At 72.0% G+C, this 17,730-nt stretch carries 11 protein-coding genes and 2 pseudogenes; 8 read left to right on the top strand and 5 right to left on the bottom strand.

Annotation, left to right across the window (positions count from 1 at the left end; genetic code table 11):
* Positions 1 to 27: 27 nt before the first annotated feature.
* Positions 28 to 780 (bottom strand): (2Fe-2S)-binding protein, encoded by a 753-nt coding sequence (locus tag ACWCV9_RS03395; RefSeq protein ID WP_450784022.1) that lies wholly within the window; start codon positions 778 to 780, stop codon positions 28 to 30.
* Between the two features lie 269 nt (positions 781 to 1,049).
* Here ACWCV9_RS03395 and ACWCV9_RS03400 point away from each other — a divergent pair, with 269 nt between their 5' ends.
* Positions 1,050 to 2,186, top strand: a complete 1,137-nt coding sequence (locus tag ACWCV9_RS03400) for a DMT family transporter (RefSeq protein WP_450784024.1) — start codon at positions 1,050 to 1,052, stop codon at positions 2,184 to 2,186.
* Here ACWCV9_RS03400 and ACWCV9_RS03405 read toward each other — a convergent pair.
* Positions 2,176 to 3,303 (bottom strand): transglycosylase family protein, encoded by a 1,128-nt coding sequence (locus ACWCV9_RS03405; protein ID WP_450784026.1) that lies wholly within the window; start codon positions 3,301 to 3,303, stop codon positions 2,176 to 2,178. The two genes, ACWCV9_RS03400 and ACWCV9_RS03405, sit on opposite strands and share 11 nt — an antisense overlap.
* A gap of 272 nt (positions 3,304 to 3,575) precedes the next feature.
* Here ACWCV9_RS03405 and gndA point away from each other — a divergent pair, with 272 nt between their 5' ends.
* Positions 3,576 to 5,015: an NADP-dependent phosphogluconate dehydrogenase gene (gndA, locus tag ACWCV9_RS03410; RefSeq protein WP_450784028.1), complete on the top strand. Its 1,440-nt coding sequence runs from the start codon at positions 3,576 to 3,578 to the stop codon at positions 5,013 to 5,015.
* Positions 5,016 to 6,409: 1,394 nt separating this feature from the next.
* On the opposite strand, the gene ACWCV9_RS03415 is transcribed toward gndA, so the two are convergent.
* A complete protein-coding gene (locus tag ACWCV9_RS03415) occupies positions 6,410 to 6,754 on the bottom strand; it encodes a GNAT family N-acetyltransferase (protein ID WP_450784030.1) in 345 nt (114 codons plus the stop codon).
* A gap of 34 nt (positions 6,755 to 6,788) precedes the next feature.
* Positions 6,789 to 7,208 carry an aspartate 1-decarboxylase gene (gene panD, locus ACWCV9_RS03420; protein ID WP_450784032.1) on the bottom strand — a complete coding sequence of 140 codons (420 nt, stop codon included), beginning with the start codon at positions 7,206 to 7,208 and terminating at the stop codon, positions 6,789 to 6,791.
* A 320-nt stretch (positions 7,209 to 7,528) separates the two neighbouring features.
* Here panD and ACWCV9_RS03425 point away from each other — a divergent pair, with 320 nt between their 5' ends.
* The 4 genes and pseudogenes from ACWCV9_RS03425 to ACWCV9_RS03440 form a co-directional block, all read left to right on the top strand.
* Entirely contained in the window at positions 7,529 to 8,572 is a 1,044-nt protein-coding gene (locus ACWCV9_RS03425) for a PP2C family protein-serine/threonine phosphatase (RefSeq protein ID WP_450784033.1), read from the top strand.
* A gap of 182 nt (positions 8,573 to 8,754) precedes the next feature.
* Positions 8,755 to 11,567, top strand: a pseudogene (locus ACWCV9_RS03430) (SpoIIE family protein phosphatase).
* Positions 11,568 to 11,998: 431 nt separating this feature from the next.
* Positions 11,999 to 12,991 carry a diacylglycerol/lipid kinase family protein gene (locus ACWCV9_RS03435; protein WP_450784034.1) on the top strand — a complete coding sequence of 331 codons (993 nt, stop codon included), beginning with the start codon at positions 11,999 to 12,001 and terminating at the stop codon, positions 12,989 to 12,991.
* 70 nt (positions 12,992 to 13,061) lie between these two features.
* A pseudogene (locus tag ACWCV9_RS03440) lies at positions 13,062 to 13,301 on the top strand (cation-transporting P-type ATPase); the annotation flags it as partial.
* Between the two features lie 102 nt (positions 13,302 to 13,403).
* On the opposite strand, the gene ACWCV9_RS03445 reads toward ACWCV9_RS03440, so the two are convergent.
* On the bottom strand, positions 13,404 to 14,081 hold the full coding sequence (locus ACWCV9_RS03445; protein WP_450784035.1) for an HdeD family acid-resistance protein: 678 nt from the start codon (positions 14,079 to 14,081) through the stop codon (positions 13,404 to 13,406).
* A 238-nt stretch (positions 14,082 to 14,319) separates the two neighbouring features.
* Between ACWCV9_RS03445 and ACWCV9_RS03450 the strand changes: the two genes are divergently transcribed.
* Together ACWCV9_RS03450 and ACWCV9_RS03455 are read left to right on the top strand one after the other, a co-directional pair.
* Entirely contained in the window at positions 14,320 to 16,005 is a 1,686-nt protein-coding gene (locus tag ACWCV9_RS03450) for a ribonuclease J (RefSeq protein ID WP_450784036.1), read from the top strand.
* Between the two features lie 497 nt (positions 16,006 to 16,502).
* A complete protein-coding gene (locus ACWCV9_RS03455; RefSeq protein ID WP_450784037.1) occupies positions 16,503 to 17,723 on the top strand; it encodes a metallophosphoesterase in 1,221 nt (406 codons plus the stop codon).
* Positions 17,724 to 17,730: the final 7 nt, after the last annotated feature.

The following is a 17,730-nucleotide window of genomic DNA, read 5'->3' on the forward strand; positions in this document are numbered from 1 at the left end:
GGTCTCGGCGGCAGGTTCCCCTCATGGTCACCCAGATGCGCCCCCCGGGGAAGAGCGCGGGGGCCGGGTGAAGCAGCAGTCGCCGCAGACCCCGCCGCCGGGCACCCGGTAGTACAGGCAGCAGCTGCCGCGGCGGAACGCCGTCCCGGTGCGGGTGCCGGTGGCGCGCAGCAGCGGATGGGAGAAGAGTTCCGCGGTGAGGACCTGGGTCCTGGCGGCGAGGTCGGTACGGCCGTGGGCGCGGGCCCAGCGGTCCAGTTCCCGGGCGGCCGCGGCGAGCGCGGAGCCCGCGTTGCCCCACAGCAGGCCCGCCGCGATCCCGTGACGGCCGGTCAGAGCCTGGGCCAGCGGCTCCAGATGGCCGTGCAGCACGGCGTCGGCGAGGCCGGCCGCGTCCCCGGGGAGCGGGCGCACCTCGGTGAGCCACAGGTCGTCGGGGGCGGAGGCGAGCAGGTCCCAGCGCAGCAGCCGCGGGTCGAGATCGGGCAGCCGGCCGTACCGGACGGCGCAGCCGAGGGCCACCGACCACAGCCGGGCGGCGAGCCCCTGCTGCCCGATGGACGCGGCGACCCGCGGCTCGGTGGTGCGCAGCCGGCCGGCGACGGTGGTGACGCGCAGCGTCAGCGGGTCGCCGTGCCCCGGCACCGGCACGCCCGCGTAGGCCTCGGCGAGGGTCGGCGGCGGACCGGGGTGTTCCCCCGCGGGGGCGGTGGTGCGCAGCACGAAGAAGCCGCCCAGCGGGCGGAGTGCGGCGAGTTCGGGATCGAGGTCGAGGTCCACGACAGGTACAGGTACCAGGCCGGGCGGTGGCCGCGGGCGCCGGGTCCGCGCTCACCCTTGCGGCCGCCGCATCTGTTGGGGCGGGTGAGCGGCACGGATCCGCACCCAAAGGATGATCACCGGGCCGGTGTACTCCATCGGCAGTAGGAGGCATTGCGTGCTCAGGTACGACGACGGGAGGGGGCGCGAGCGGGCAGAGTGTGCGCCATGGAAGCCGACCATACGCCGCGCCGGGCTCTGGGCCCACGCCCCTCGCAGAGGAGACGCCGATGAGCGCCCTCGCGTTGTCCGTGCTGCTGTCGTTCGTGTCCGCGCTCGCCTATGCGGGCGGCGCGATCGTGCAGGAGCGGGTCGCGGTGTCCTCCCCCGGCGGTGCCTGTCTGCCGCTGCGCCGGCCGGGCTGGTGGGGGGCGCTGGCGCTCAACGGCACCGGTGGCGTGCTGCATGTCGTCGCGCTGGCCTACGGCCCGCTGAGCATCGTGCAGCCGCTCGGCGCGCTGACCATCGTGCTGGCGCTGCCGCTGGCGGCGGTGTGCGTCGGGCGCCGGGCCGGGGCGACGGCCTGGCGGGGCGCGGTCATGGCCACGGTCGGCCTCGCCGGACTGCTGTCCCTGGTCGGTTCCTCCGGCGAGCACTCCCTCGGCGCGCCGCAGCGGTTGGCCGTCGCGCTGCTCACCGGCGGGGCGGTGGCGGCGCTGCTGTGCGCGGGGCTGGCCGCGCACCGGCATCCGGCGGTCCGCAGCGTGCTGCTGGCGACCGCCGCCGGCACGGCGTTCGGCAGCTCGTCGGTGTTCACCAAGACCGCCGCCGTCGACTGGGCGAGCGGGTTAGGCGGCCGCGAGCTGTTCTGCTGCGCGGTCATCGCCCTGTTCGCCATCGCTGGCGTGCTGTTGTCGCAGGCGTCGTACCGGGGTGGTGGGCTGGCCGCCCCGCTGGCCACGCTGACCGTGGCCAACCCGGTGCTGGCCGCAGCGGTGGGCATTCTGATGTTCGGCGAGTCGTTCCGGTACGGCGCCACCGGCACCCTGCTGGCACTGGGCTGCGGAGTCCTGGCGGCGGGGGGTCTGATCATGCTGACGACGGAGCGGATCGAGGCCACCGCCGAGCCCTCGGCGGAGGTGCCGGTGTCCGTGGAGGTGCCGGGGCAGCGGACGGCGCCGGGGACGACAGGGGCGCCGGCCGGGTACGGCAGGGCGGCGGACGAGCCGCAGGGGCCCGCCGTACGGGAGGAGTTGCGCGTCCCGCCCCCGGGCGAGAACGGAGACAGGGACGGGAACGGGGACGGAGGCGAGGACGGGTACGGGGTGGGCGCGGCCGACGGCGAGAAGTCGGCCGGCCGCGTATCCGGCGTGCCGTACGTCCCCGAGCCGGCGCCGCCCCGGCACCGGGCGCGGGTCAGATCCTGACGCCGTGGGCCCGGAGGTAGGCGATCGGGTCGATGTCCGAGCCGAATGCGGGCCCGGTGCGCACCTCGAAGTGCAGGTGCGGGCCCGTGACATTGCCGGTGGAGCCGGAGCGGCCGATGCGCTGGCCGCCGGTGACCCGCTGGCCGACCCGCACGGAGATGGCCGACAGATGGGCGTACTGGGTGTAGCGGCCGTCGGCGTGCCGGATCTCCACCTGGTAGCCGTAGGAGCCGCCCCAGCCTGCCGCCACCACCTGCCCGGCCTCGGCCGCCCGCACCGTGGTGCCGGTCGGCACGAGGAAGTCGACGCCGGTGTGGTAGCCCTTCGACCAGTGCGAGCCGGCCACCCGGTAGCCGGTGCCGATGGGCGCGTCGACCGGCGCGACGACGGTGTGGCCGGGGGTCCGGGGCCGGTGCGGGGTGGTCCTGTGCCCCGCGTGCTCCTTCTTCCCGGGTGATGTGGGGCCGGCCGTCGGGGTGCCGCGCAGGCTGAGCCGCTGCCCCGGCAGGATCAGGTCGGGATCGGCGCCGATGGTCGCGCGGTTGCCCGCGTAGAGGCCGCGCCAGCCGCCCCGGACGTGGTGTCCGTCGGCGATCCCGGAGAGGGTGTCGCCGGGCACGACCGTGTACATCTCGGCGCGTCCCGCGCGGGACTGGGGGGTGGTGTGCGGCTGTACGTCCTTCACTGAGCTGCTGCCGGCCGGGTGGGCCGCGACGGTCTCGGTGTGCGCGCCGCCACCGTCCCTGGTCAGTCCCGCCCGCACCGAGCACACCGGCCAGGCGCCGGGCCCCTGTCCGTCGAGGACCTTCTCGGCGACGGCGATCTGCTCGCCCCGGCCGGCGAGGTCGGCGCGCGGCGCGTACCGGGTGCCGCCGTACGCCTCCCAGGTGGACTGGGTGAACTGAAGGCCCCCGTAATAGCCGTTGCCCGTGTTGATGCCCCAGTCGCCGCTGGACTCGCACGCGGCGACCTTGTTCCAGGTAGCCGCGTCGGCGGCGTCGGCGCTGCCCGCGGCGACCAGCGGGAGGGCGAGGCCGGCGCCGCCCGCGGTGACGGTCAGTGAGGCGCGGTTGATCCTGTTCGGCTGGAACCGGCGATGCCGGCCGCGTACGGCCATGTCCGATTATCCCCTCGGCATGCGTCAGGAGGGGCCACAGCCAACCACCGCGAACAGGCCATGACAAGAGAACAATCCGGCCTCGTGCGCGGTCCAAGTGGCCGGGAACGCATCCTCTTTGACCGGCTGCCCCGAAGACTGAGGCCAGAAGCGGTGCTTCCCGTATGTGTGTGGGGCGGGTCGGATGTGCGCTCGCCGGAGCGGCACGCCAGGATGGGCGATGGCCCGTACTGACGGAGCCGTAGTCACCAAGCAGCCAGGGAGCAGGCGGTATGAGCACTTCAGCGCAGATCGGCGTCACCGGCCTCGCGGTCATGGGCCGGAATCTGGCCCGGAACTTCGCGCGCAACGGCTACACGGTCGCCGTGCACAACCGTACGGCGGCGCGGACGCGGGCGCTGGTGGAGGAGTTCGGGCACGAGGGCGAGTTCGTCGCCGCCGAGACCGCCAAGGAGTTCGTGGCGGCGCTGGAGCGGCCCCGGCGCCTGGTGATCATGGTCAAGGCGGGTGAGCCGACGGACGCGGTGATCCAGGAGTTCGCGCCGCTGCTGGAGCCCGGCGACATGATCATCGACGGGGGCAACGCGCACTTCGCGGACACCCGGCGCCGCGAGCGGGAGCTGCGCGAGCACGGCATCCACTTCGTGGGCACCGGCATCTCCGGCGGCGAGGAGGGCGCGCTGCACGGGCCGAGCATCATGCCGGGCGGTTCGAAGGAGTCGTACGACTCGCTGGGCCCGATGCTGGAGAAGATCTCCGCGAAGGCCGCGGACGGCGCGCCGTGCGTGACGCACGTCGGTCCGGACGGCGCCGGGCACTTCGTGAAGATGGTCCACAACGGCATCGAGTACGCCGACATGCAGCTGATCGGCGAGGCGTACCAGCTGCTGCGGGACGTCGCCGGCTACACCCCGGCGCAGATCGCGGACATCTTCCGCACCTGGAACACCGGCCGGCTGGACTCCTACCTGATCGAGATCACCGCCGAGGTGCTGTCCCATGTGGACGCGGCGAGCGGGAAGCCGTTCGTGGACGTGGTGGTGGACCAGGCGGAGCAGAAGGGCACCGGCCGCTGGACGGTGCAGATCGCGCTCGACCTCGGAGTGCCGGTCTCCGGTATCGCGGAGGCGGTCTTCGCCCGCTCCCTGTCCGGCCACGCGGACCTGCGGGCGGCCTCGCGCGGTCTCGCCGGCCCCAAGGCGACCCCGCTGAGCGAGGCGGAGGCGGCGGCCTTCGCGGACCGGGTGGAGCAGGCGCTGTACGCGTCCAAGATCGTGTCGTACACGCAGGGCTTCCACGAGATCGCGGCGGGCAGCGCGGAGTACGGCTGGGACATCGACCTCGGTGCGGTGTCCTCGATCTGGCGCGGCGGCTGCATCATCCGGGCGGCCTTCCTGGACCGCATCCGCGCCGCGTACGACGCCCGTGCCGACCTGCCGAGCCTGCTGTCGGACGAGACGTTCGCCCGCGAGATCGCCGAGGCGCAGGACGACTGGCGCGAGGTGCTGATCGCGGCGGTCCGCCAGGGCGTCCCCACGCCCGGCTTCGCCGCGGCCCTCGCCTACTACGACGCACTGCGGGCCGAGCGGCTGCCTGCGGCGCTGACGCAGGGCCAGCGGGACTTCTTCGGCGCGCACACCTACCGGCGTGTGGACCGCGAGGGCGCGTTCCACACGCTGTGGGGCGACGACCGGTCCGAGGTGTCGGCGTAGGGCCTCTCGTCCGTCGGCGAAGGTCTCAGCTGAGGGGCGGCCCGGGCTCGGGGTTCGGTACGGGCTCGGGCCCCGGCGGAATGGGGGACGGCGAGGGTTCCGGGGGCGCCGGAGGCGGAGTCGGCACCGGACCCGGTGCGGGGGGCGTCGGGCCGGGGCCCGGTGCGGGAGGTGTGGGCTCCGGGCCGGGACCCGGCGGGGTGGGCTGCGGGCCCGGCTCCGGCGGCGGGACCGGGGTGGGGTACGGGTCCGGCGGGGTCGGATCCGGTCCCGGGGCGGGTCCCGGTGTGGCGGGGTCGGGGTACGGCGTGGTCATCGGGTCCTCCGGGCAATCGCTGGACATCGCCTCTGGACTACTCCCCCACCTACCCGAGCCCCGCTCGCCCACTCACCCCGAGGCAGCATCGAAGGGGGCCGGGTGGGTGGGGGCAGTGGCCGGGGCGTGGGGCCGGTGGCCGGGGAAACACGGGCCTGGAGGCAGGACCGGGCCCAGCGACGGGGGATCCAGAGCGCTGGCGAAAGACAGGGCCGGGGGGCCTCGGTCGGAGACCAGGGACTGGGGGCCCGGTCGGAGACCAGGGGCCGGGGCCGAGCCGTGGGCCACAGGCCGAGGCCAAGGGCGCCGAGCACAGGCCGGGAGGCCAAGGACGAGGGAGCGGGAACCCCGGTCGGAGACCAAGGGCCGGGGGCCGAGCCATGGAGCACAGGCCGAGGCCAAGGGCCGCGAGCACAGGCCAGGAGGCCAAGGGAGGGGGCGGGAACCCCGGGCAGGGTGCCGAGGGGCACGGGCCGGAGACCAGGGGCCCGGTGGACCGAGGAGTACGTACACAACGCGGGAAACCTAGGGGCTGGGCCGAGAGCCAGAGGCCGAGGCCAGTGATCGCAGCCGGGGGCCGGGGCAAGGAGCGGCCAAGACCCCGAGCCAGCGGCCAGGCTGGTGGGCCGGGACCTCGGGCCGCGGGGACCCGGGGACGGTGGCCCGGGGACAGGGATCGCCAGCCGGAGCCACGGGCACGGCCCGAGGAGCCTGGGCCGGAGGCTGAGGGCGGCGAGCCAAGAGCCGGGGCGGGCCAGGGCCAGTGGGCCGGGACCTCGGGCCGCGGGTCAAGGAGCCGGGAGCCGGGGTAGGTGGCCCGGGGACAGGGATCGCCAGCCGGAGCCAGGGCTAGTGGGCCGGGACCTCGGGCCGCGGGTCAAGGAGCCGGGAGCCGGGAGCCGGGGACAGGGATCGCCAGCCGGAGCCAGGGGCCACGGGCCGAGGGGCCGGAGGCTGAGGGCGGCGAGCCAAGGGCCGGGGCCAGGGTCGTACACGGGTCGGAGGCCAGAGCAGCGAGTCAACGGCCGGGAGGAGGGGAGCCCGGGGTTCGGCCTTAGGGGCTTCCCTGGGTTGGCGGTCAGAATCGGTCGGGGTGGGCCCGCAGCCAGTCCTTCGCGGCTTCGCGGAGGGCAGGGTCGGCCGGCGGGGCGGTCTCGGGGTGGCGTTCGGCCCACTTGGCGACGTACGGGCACAGCGGCACCACCGGGACGCCCTCGCTCTCGGCGAGGGCGTACAGCTCGCGGGCGAGCGAACCGGCGATGCCCTGCCCCTCGTGTGCGGGCTCGACGATCGTGTGCACCGGGACCAGGGCGCGCGCGGGCGACTCCAGGACGAAGTACTCGACGCGGCCGACGACGTCACCGGCGCCGACGGCCTCCAGGCGGCCCGCCGCCCGGTCGTCGCGGATCTCGATCTCGCTCATCGGCACGCACGCTCCTGGTCCTGGGGGCTCCGTGTCAGCCGCGTACGGCCTGCGGGCTGCGCTGCTGCTCGGTGCCGGGCACCGGCTCGGACGGGTCGGCGCCGAGGGACACGATCCGGTTGTCGCCGTCCACGTGCACGACCCGCGGCTCCAGCTCCCGCGCCTCGGCGTCGGTGACCTGAGCGTAGCTGATGATGATCACCAGGTCTCCCGGATGCACGAGATGGGCGGCTGCACCGTTGATCCCGATGACACCGGACCCGCGCTCGCCCTCGATGACGTACGTCTCCAGCCGGGCGCCGTTGGTGATGTCGACGATGTGCACGAGTTCCCCGGGCAGCAGGTCGGCGGCGTCGAGGAGGTCGGCGTCGATGGTCACGGATCCCACGTAGTGCAGGTCGGCCTGGGTGACGGTGGCACGGTGGATCTTGGACTTGAACAGAGTACGCAGCACTTTGGACTCCTGAAAGACAGCTCCCTGCCTACTTTGTGCAGGTCAAGGGCGGTCTTTACTCTACACCGGCAGGCTTCTGGGTCCATGAGTGTGAGGAACATCGCTTCACTCGGACGACAGGGTTCCCTGCCTGCATTTCCGTGCGAACGCCGCAGCACTCGTTGAAGGTCCAGCGGCCGGTCGGCGCGCATGGGCGCCGACGCTCTCAGGAACGAAGCCCGTTATGCCCCATTAAGATGATTTTTGTGATCAGGACAGGACGACCCCGGCGCCACCGCCCTTCATCCGATGCCCGACGCGAGATCGTCCTGCTGTCCCCCGTGCTGCTCACCGCCCTCATCACCGGCTTGGCCTTCGCCACTCCCAGGGAGATCGCCTTCAGCCGTCTCCTGCCTGCCGCACCCGCCCTGGCCGCTGCGCTGTGGCCCGTGCTCCCGACGATCGCGCTGGGGGCCTTCTGCCTGCTGACCATGATCGGGCTGAGCCTCGTGTACTCCGATCTCGGAACGCCCTACACGGCGGCTGCGATCGTCGCGGTCACTCTGACGGCCGCATATACGAGTCATCTTCGACTCCGACGAGAGGAAACGCTCTTCCAGGTCCGGCTCGTCGCCGACGCAGCGCAGCAGGTGTTGCTGCGCCCGCTGCCGCGCCGTGTCCAAGGCCTCGATGTCGAGTCGCTGTATGTGGCGGCTCAGGAGCAGGCCCGGATCGGAGGCGACTTCTACGAGGTGGCCGACACGCCGTACGGGGTTCGGCTGCTCATCGGTGACGTACGCGGCAAAGGGCTGTCGGCCGTGGGAGCCGCCTCGGCGGTGATCAACTGCTTCAGGGAGAACGCGTACGACCAGCCCGATCTGAGGGGCGTCATCCATCGGCTGGAGACGAGCATGAGGCGCTACAGCGTGGCCATCCTCGACCCGGATCAGCCTGAGCACTTCGCCACTGCTCTGATCGCCGAGATTCCCAGTGGCGGCGGACACGTCAGAATCCTCAATTGTGGACATCCTCCGCCACTGGTGATGCACAGCGGCGAGATCCGCGTCCTTGAGCCCACCGTTCCCTCACCGCCCCTCAATCTCGCGACCCTCCTCGGGGGCGAGTACAACGTCGACACCGTCGCCTTCGCCTCCGGCGACCAGATGCTGCTCTACACCGACGGCGTGACGGAGACCCGGGACCGGGCCGGCACGTTCTTCCCGCTACCGGAGTGGATGCGGCAACTCGGCCCGGCGACGCCCCGTGAGCTGCTGGACCGGCTTCACCGAGACCTACTCCATTACAGCGGCGGAAGGCTCGATGACGACATCGCGGCCGTCGCCGTCCGCTGTAGGCGCCCCGGGACCCCAGAGCGCTCCGCGTAGGTGGCTGGAAGCCGTGTCATGGTTGCGTCTGCTCCCGGTGAGCAGGCGGGCATCTGCTCTCGACGCCCTGCTCCCGCTCAGCTCGTTCCCTCCTGCACCGACGCCCTCTGTTGCTGCGACCGGCAGCCGCGCGACGGATGCGATCAGCGTCGGCTTGCCCGCAGTGGTGTTATCAAGGGGGTATGGAGGCATTCTCCGGACGCCCTCTGGGCCCGGAACGTCATCCGCCCGTCGGACGCTCGCGCAAGGGTCGCGCTTCCCGGACGGACCTGCGCAGTGCGGCCGGTCAGGTGTTCCTCCTCCAGGTCGTCATCGTGGTCCTGCTGGTGGCGGCCGCGGTGGTGGGCATGGTGCTCCAGGCGGCGCGTGACGCTCTGCAGCAAGGACGACGGGAGTCGGTCATCGCGGCCCAGTCGTTCGCGAGTTCCCCCGGCGTGGCCGCGGCACTGAAGAGCCGGAACCCCTCAGCGGTGCTCCAACCGCGGGCCGAGGAGGCGCGCAAGCGCACAGGCGTGGATTTCGTCGTCGTCATGAGCACGAAGGGGATTCGTTACACGTACCCCTATCCGCGGGAGATCGGGAAGAAGTTCGTCGGCGACATCGCACCGGCGCTGAAGGGCCGTACCGTCGTCGAGCAGGCCGGTGGGCCGCCTCTGCCCGCGGGCCAGGGGACGGACGTGCAGGCGGTGGTCCCGGTGACCGACTCGCGCGGCACGGTGGTCGGCCTGGTCTCCGCCGGAATCACGGTCAAGAACGTGGCGGGGCTGTGGCTGCCGCAGCTGACGATCATCTTGGCCAGCGGCGTGGTCGCGCTGGCGCTGGCCATGACGGGAACGACGCTGGTGTCCCGGCGGCTGCGGCGGCAGACCTACGGCCTGACTCCGGTGGAGCTGGCACATCTGTACGAGCACCACGACGCGGTCCTGCACGCGGTGCGGGAAGGGGTGCTGATCACGGGCGCCGACGGGCGGCTGCTGTTGGCGAACGACGAGGCGACGCGGCTTCTCGGACTGCCGGCTGACTGCGGGGGCGCTCGGTTGCGGAGCTGGGACTTTCGGAGCCGGTCATGAGCCTGCTGTCGTCGCGGGAGGAGGTCACCGACGAGGTGCGGCGCGCGGGCGACCGACTGCTGGCGGTGAACAAACGGCCGACGTACCCGCAGGGCGACCGGGGAGGCAGCGTGGTGACCCTCCGGGACACCACGGAGCTGGCGGAGATCTCGGGTCGGGCCGAGGTCGCGCGGGAGCGGCTGAGGCTGCTGTACGAGGCCGGGGTGCGGATCGGGACGACGCTGGATGTGAGGCGTACGGCCCAGGAGCTGGCCGACGTGGCGGCGCCGCAGTTCGCCGACCTCGTGACCGTGGATCTGCTCGACGCGGTGCTGCGGGGGTGGGAGCCGACGGCGGAGGGCTGGCGGCATCTGCGCCGGGCGGCGATCGGGGGCGAACAGCGGATGATGCCGGTGTATCCGCTGGACGAAGTGATCGCGTTCTCGCCCGACACCCCGCAGATGCGGACGCTGCAGGAGGGGCGGGGGATGCTGGAGACGGACCTGCGCCGGTCACACGGCTGGCGGGAACAGGACCCGGAGCGCTCCCGGAAGGCCCTGGAGGGCGGACTGCGGTCGCTGGTGGCCGTGCCGCTGCGGGCGCGGAACGTACCGCTGGGCGTGGCGAACTTCTACCGGACGGCGGATTCCCCCGCGTTCGAGCCGGAGGATCTCACCTTCGCGGAGGAACTGGCCGTGCGGGCGGCGGTAGCCCTCGACAACGCCCGGAGGTTCACCCGGGAGCACGCGATGGCGGTGGCACTGCAGCGCAGTCTGCTGCCGCGTGGACAGCCGGAGCAGGACGCGCTGGAGGTGGCCTGGCGGTATCTGCCCTCGGAGGAGGGGGTGGGCGGGGACTGGTTCGACGTCATCCCGCTTCCGGGCGCGCGTGTGGCCCTGGTGATGGGTGACGTCGTCGGTCACGGGCTGCACGCGACGGCGACGATGGGTCGGCTGCGCACCGCTGTGCACAACTTCTCCACCCTGGACCTGCCCGTGGACGAGGTGCTCGGGAACCTGGACGACCTGGTCGTGCGCATGGACAACGAGAGGAACAGGGGGGATGCGGATGGCCACGAAGGGGAGGCGGTGACCGGAGCGACCTGTCTGTACGCGGTGTACGACCCGGTGGCGGGGACCTGCACCATGGCCCGTGCGGGACACCCGGAACCGGTGGTGGTGCGCCCCGACGGGACGGTCACCTGCATCGGTGTACCGGTCTCGGCACCCCTCGGTCTGGGCGGCTACCCCTTCGAGAGCGCAGAGGTGTCCCTGCCGGAGGGTTCACAACTGGTGCTGTACACCGACGGCCTGGTGGAGAACCGCGCCCACGACTTCGACGTCGGGATGGAGAGGCTGCGCCGGGCTTTGGACGGGTCCGGGAAACGCACTCCGGAGGAGACGTGTCAGGCGGTGATCGACGCGCTGAAGCCGTCACGCCCCTCCGACGACATCGCGCTGCTGACGGCACGTACCCGTATGTTCCCGCCCTCGCGCGTGGCCGAGTGGGACGTGCCGCCCGATCCGGCGTTGGTTCCCTCGGTGCGGGCGCGCTGCAGGGAGACGTTGTCGGAGTGGGGGCTGGAAGAGACCGGATTCGCCACGGAGCTGATCGTCAGCGAGTTGGTCACGAACGCGATCCGGTACGGCTCGCCGCCGATCGGCGTGCGGCTGTTGCACGGGCGCTGTCTGATCTGCGAGGTCTCGGACGGCAGCGGTACCTCGCCGCGCCTGCGGCGGGCGGCGGCCACGGACGAAGGCGGGCGGGGGCTCTTTCTGGTGGCGCAGTTCGCGCAGCGATGGGGAACGCGGTACACGGCCCGCGGCAAGGTCATCTGGACGGAGCAGCTTCTTCACGACGGCGAATCCGACGCCTCGGGCCTCGCACCGGTCGACTTCCTTCTCGACCAGTTCGACCTCGACCAGTTCGATGATCCCGGTTTGTGAGCCCACGTTGACCCCAAGCACCATGGGCAGCGGCATGTCCGGCGCAACGAACCCCTTCGGCTTGACTCCGGGGACCGGCCTCACCCCCGACGACCTCGCCGAAGCCCCGCTCATCCGGCTCGGCGCAGCGGACGGCGACCGAGAGGGCGTCAGGAGGAGCGTTACCGCCCAGGAGCACCCGGCGGGTTCGTCGGTCAGGCGGCAGGGTGGACCACGTACGTCCCAGGTGCGGATGCTCGGGCCCCGCTGCAAGCTGGTGCCGTAGGCCGCACCTGTCGAAGGAGTGTCATGGTGGCGGTGGCCGCACATGCGATCGCCGGAGCGTCGGCCCGGACGGGGCCGGCGCCGCCGGCTGCGGGTGTGATCGCGGCAGTCCTGTTGTCGCTCCTGAAGTGCGCCGGGCCGGTGCGTGCGGCTTATCGGTACGTGCCGTGACCGAGAGCGCGTGGCGACCTGCGACCGGCGCGCGACGGCCCTATCTGATCGTGAACCCGCGTTCAGGGGGAGGGAAAGCGAGCCGGTTCCGGATCGCGGAACGCGCCCGTGCGTTCGGGGCTCAGGTTTTCCTGATCGATCCTTCCCTGCCCCAGGACCTGGCGACTGTCGCGCGACGCGCCGTGGACGACGGTGCGGATCTGCTCGGGGTGGCCGGCGGAGACGGCACACAGGCACGTGTGGCCGAGGTGGCCGCAGCGAGCGGCCTGCCGTTCATGGTCATTCCGGCGGGTACCCGCAACCACTTCGCGATGGATCTCGGCCTGGACCGTAACGACCCTTCGGCCGCTCTGGAGGCCCTCAGGGACGGCGTCGAGCTGCGCGTGGATCTCGGATACGCAGGCGAGCGGGCATTCGTCAACAACGTGTCGTTCGGCGCGTATGCCGCCCTGGTCCAGGACCCGGCCTACCGGGAGGACAAGATCGGCACGATGGTACGGATCCTCCCGGATTTCCTGGCCCGCCACGAGGGTCCGGAGCTGCGGGTACGCGCAGGGCTGCTCACTGTGGACCGGCCCGATGCCGTGCTGGTGAGCAACAATCCCTACCAACTCGACGACCCGGCCGGGCTCGACAGGCGGGCGCGGCTCGACTCCGGGCTCCTGGGAGTACTGACCGCCAGGGCGGAGACGCCCACCGAAACCGCCGCCAGGCTGCGAAGCGGGCAGACGCACGGACTGACCCGGCTGGCGACACCCGATGACGTCGTCATCCACGCCGACGCCCCGGTCGTCCCCGTCGGGCTCGACGGCGAAGCCGTCACCCTGCGGACTCCCGTGCGGTGCCGGATCAGCCCCGGGACGCTGCGGGTGTGGGTGCCCCGCCATCGGCCGGGCGTCGCGCCCACCGGATGGCGGCCGGCGGGATGGGCCGTCGTCCAGCGGGCGGCCTCACTCGTCGGACGGCCTCATGGCCGTCACACCGACTGACCGGAGCACGCCGCAGGGTAGACAACAGGTCCCGGAGACAGGGCCCGGCGGCCCCGGGCGGTGGGCGCCGATGGTGACCATCGTCGGGGCGAGGCCGGTGGCCGCGGGGCGTGCCGTCTCGGTGGCCGCCCTGCCCACCGCGCAGGTGCTCCGTGATCTTCAGGTACCGGAAGGCGGCCTGACGTCGGAGGAGGCGGCAAGACGGCTGAAGCGCTGGGGCCCGAACGGCGTCCACTCCCCCCGGGCTCGGGCGTGGCTGGTGCTGTGGCATCAGCTGCGGTCCCCGCTGCTCGGCCTGCTGCTGGCCGCGGCCGTCGTGTCGTACTTCGTCGGGGAGCGCAGCGACGCCATGATGATCACGGTGATCGTCGCGCTCTCGGTCGGCCTGGGTTACGGCGCCCCCGGCGGCCGATCAGTGCTGTGGGTGCGCACGTGCGTGGAACAGAGGGCGCCGCTGGGTGGCCGTACCGTCAGCGATATGGCCGATCTCGACGCGTGTACTGATGGCGCGGACCACCTCGGTCAGGCCCAGAACTATGGCCATGACGCCCACCACCAGGGTGAGTGTGGCGATGGACGCGAACGGCATGATGATCATCACAATGCCGGCCATGGTGCCGATGATGCCGAAGGCCACGTGCCAGCCGCGCCCCGGCATGGTCCGATCCGAGGCTGCGGCCACCGTCTCCAGCGTGCCCCGCATGAGCCAGCTGAAGCCGATCCACAGGGCGAGCAGAAAGATCGACTCGAGGGTGCCCTTGAAGCAGATCAGTCCCAGCAGGATGGAGGCCGCACCGGTGACGAAGTGCAGTACGCGAAGATGCCGGGGGACGTGGGTGCCGAAGGCGGCGGCGAGTTGGAAGACACCCGTGGCAAGCAGGTAGACGCCGAAGAGCACGCCGACGACACGAAGCGTCGCACCGGGCCAGACCAGCGCGACGACGCCCAGGGCGATGGTGGCGAGGCCCATGGTGAGCAGGAGCTGCCAGCCCAGGTTCGCCAGTGCTGTCATGCCTTCGGTCAGGCCGCCCTCCTGCGGCTCGGTGCCGTATGGGGAATCGGAGCCGGAGGAATGTGAAGGAGTTGTCATCGCACCTGCCTCCTTTTCGGGGCAGCGTCGTCACATCCGTCTGTTCCCTTCCATCGTCACCCGATCAGCCTCGTGTTGCCCGCTGGAGAGGGCGGGGGCGGGGCACACGAGGTCCAGCACGAGCTGAGCGCCCTGCTGCGCCGGGACCAGGCCCCGGAGGGGCGGGTGCGTGTCGAACGCTCGTTGCATCACACAGGCAATGGATCATCCTGTCCCGCTTTCCGGGTACCGTCAGGGTATGAGTCATCCGCACCCCGAACTGAAAGCCGCCCCGCCCCTTCCCGAAGGAGGGCTGCGGGTCATCGCCCTGGGCGGCCTGGGTGAGATCGGCCGCAACATGACCGTCTTCGAGCACGCGGGCAAGCTGCTCATCGTCGACTGCGGCGTGCTGTTCCCCGAGGAGACCCAGCCCGGCGTGGACGTGATCCTGCCGGACTTCACCTCGATCCGGGACCGGCTGGACGACATCGTGGCCGTGGTCCTCACCCACGGCCACGAGGACCACATCGGCGGCGTGCCGTACCTGCTGCGCGAGCGGTCCGACATCCCCGTCGTCGGCTCCAAGCTGACGCTGGCGTTCCTGGAGGCCAAGCTCAAGGAACACGGCATCCGGCCGCGCACGGTGCGGGTGCGGGAGGGCGACCGCCGTGGCTTCGGGCCCTTCGACTGCGAGTTCGTGGCGGTCAACCACTCCATCCCCGACAGCCTCGCGGTCGCGATCCGCACCCGGGCCGGGATGGTGCTGCACACCGGCGACTTCAAGATGGACCAGTTCCCTCTCGACGACCGCATCACCGATCTGCGCGCCTTCGCCCGCCTCGGCGAGGAGGGCGTGGACCTGTTCCTCACCGACTCCACCAACGCCGAAGTACCCGGCTTCACCACCTCCGAGCGAGAGCTGAACCCAGCGATCGAGCAGGTGATGCGCACCGCGCCGCGCCGGGTCATCGTCTCCAGCTTCGCCAGCCACGTGCACCGCATCCAGCAGGTCCTGGACGCCGCCCACCAGCACGGCCGCAAGGTCGCCTTCGTCGGCCGGTCGATGGTGCGCAACATGGGCATCGCCCGGGACCTGGGGTATCTGAAGGTCCCCTCCGGTCTGGTCGTGAGCACGAAGGAGCTGGAGAAGCTCCCGGACCACAAGATCACTCTGGTGTGCACCGGCTCCCAGGGCGAACCGATGGCCGCGCTGTCACGGATGGCCAACCGCGACCACCTGATCCGCATCGGCAAGGGCGACACCGTCCTGCTCGCCAGCTCCCTCATCCCCGGCAACGAGAACGCCATCTACCGGGTGATCAACGGACTCACCCGGTGGGGCGCCCACGTGGTCCACAAGGGCAATGCCAAGGTGCACGTCTCCGGGCACGCCAGCGCCGGCGAACTCGTCTACTGCTACAACATCGTCAAACCCCGCAACGTCATGCCCGTGCACGGCGAATGGCGCCACCTGCGGGCCAACGCCGACCTCGCCATCCGTACCGGTGTCGACCCCGACCGGGTCGTCATCGCCGAGGACGGCGTCGTCGTCGACCTGGTCGACGGACGCGCATCCATCACCGGCAAGGTCCCCGCCGGCAACGTCTACGTGGACGGCATGGAAGTCGGCGGCGCCACCGAGGCGTCCCTCAAGGACCGCCTCACCCTCGCCGCCGAAGGCGTGGTCACGGTGGTGGCGATCGTCGACGCGGACACCGGCGCCCTCGCCGAGGCCCCCGACTTCCTGGCCCGCGGCTTCGTCCACGACGACGCCACCTTCGAGCCGGTCATCCCCGTCATCGAGAAGACCCTGGCCACCGCAGCCGAGGAAGGCGTCGGAGACGCCCGCCAACTCGAACAACTCATCGCCCGCGCCGTGGCGAACTGGGCGTTCCGCACCTACCGCCGCAAGCCCCTCATCATCCCCGTCATCATCGACGCCTGAGCCAGTGGGTCCGCTTCGGCCAATTGCACTCCGTGGACCGGCCCGTACAGATTCACGGACGCAGCGGGAGATCTGTCGGAGGTGCTCGGGCCGGCCGGTTCCACCTGGTCGGGCACCACACCGGCCGGTGATCGCCGTGGGGCCGGCCGCCCGCTTCAGGCGACGCGGCGTCTATCGGATGGAGGGCCACAAAGCGGTACTCCGCCACGCCGTGGAACCCCGCCTGCCGCAGATCCCCTCCGTGATGATCAGCCCGGCGCCGGCGCGCTGCACGTCCCGCAGCCGGCCGTACGCGCGGGGGAACGCGAGCGGGCCGGGGGCAAACTCCTCAAGGGCCGTATCCGGGAACAGGTGCGGTGGGGTGCCCCGCTGCGATGACGTCCCCTCGCTGACTTACCCGACCGCGCGTCCGTCATCACGGCGCGAGGACCCTGTGCGACGGACACGGACTACGCTCATGACAGCTGTCACACGGCAGCCTGGTCAGGAGGGGAAGCGTGACCGACACCAGCAGTACCCGGCCCGCCGAGGGTGAGGCGCGAGCGCAGCGGCCGAGCCGGCTGCACCGCCTGATGCGCTACCTCCCCGCGATCGCCCCCGTCCTGCTGTGGGCCGTGCCCTGCTGGGTGCTGCTGTACGGCGGCCAGCACTGGCCGCTGCCCGTCACCCTGGCCGGCACCGTCCTGTTCGTCCTCGGCCTCGTCGGTATGCCGCTCGCGATGGTGCGCGGCCACGGCCCGCGCCAGCAGGACCGGGCGGCGATCGTCGGTGACACCCTGCTGGGCGCCGGCTGGGTGCTGTTCACCTGGTCCGTTCTGCTCGGCCTCTTCCTGCGGCTCGCCCTGACCGTGGCCGGCGTCGGGGACGGTCAGGGCCGGGCCCGGATCGTCACGTGGGCCGTCCTCGGTGTGACCGCCGTCCTGCTCGCCTGGGGGTACGCCGAGGCCCGCCGCGTGCCGCGGGTGCGCCGGCTCGACGTGCAGCTCCCCCGGCTGGGTGCCGGGCTGGACGGCCTCCGTGTCGTCCTGATCACCGACACCCACTACGGCCCGCTCGACCGCGCCCGCTGGTCGGCGCGGGTGTGCGAGACGGTGAACACCCTGGAGGCCGACCTGGTCTGCCACACCGGCGACATCGCGGACGGCACGGCCGACCGCCGCCGCGCCCAGGCCGCCCCCCTCGGGACCGTGCGGGCCACTCGTGCCCGGGTCTACGTCACCGGCAACCACGAGTACTACAGCGAGGCCCAGGGCTGGGTCGACCTGATGGACGAGCTGGGCTGGGAGCCGCTGCGCAACCGCCATCTGCTGCTCGAACGCGGGGGCGACACCCTCGTGGTCGCCGGCGTGGACGACGTCACCGCCGAGTCCTCCGGCCTGGCAGGCCACCGTGCCCACCTCGCCGGAGCCCTGGACGGCGCCGATCCCGGCCTGCCTGTCCTGCTCCTGGCACACCAGCCGAAGTTCGTCGACCGGGCGGCAGCCGCCGGCGTCGACCTCCAGCTCTCCGGCCACACCCACGGCGGCCAGATCTGGCCCTTCCACCACCTGGTCCGCATCGACCAGCCCGTCCTCGCCGGCCTCAGCCGCCACGGCACCCGCACCCTCCTCTACACCAGCCGTGGCACCGGCTTCTGGGGCCCGCCGTTCCGCGTCTTCGCCCCCAGCGAGATCACCCTGCTCGTGCTCCGCTCCCCGCAGCTGCCGACCTCGCCGTAGCGGCCGG

The sequence above is a fragment of the Streptomyces sp. NPDC001606 genome, from assembly GCF_053596835.1.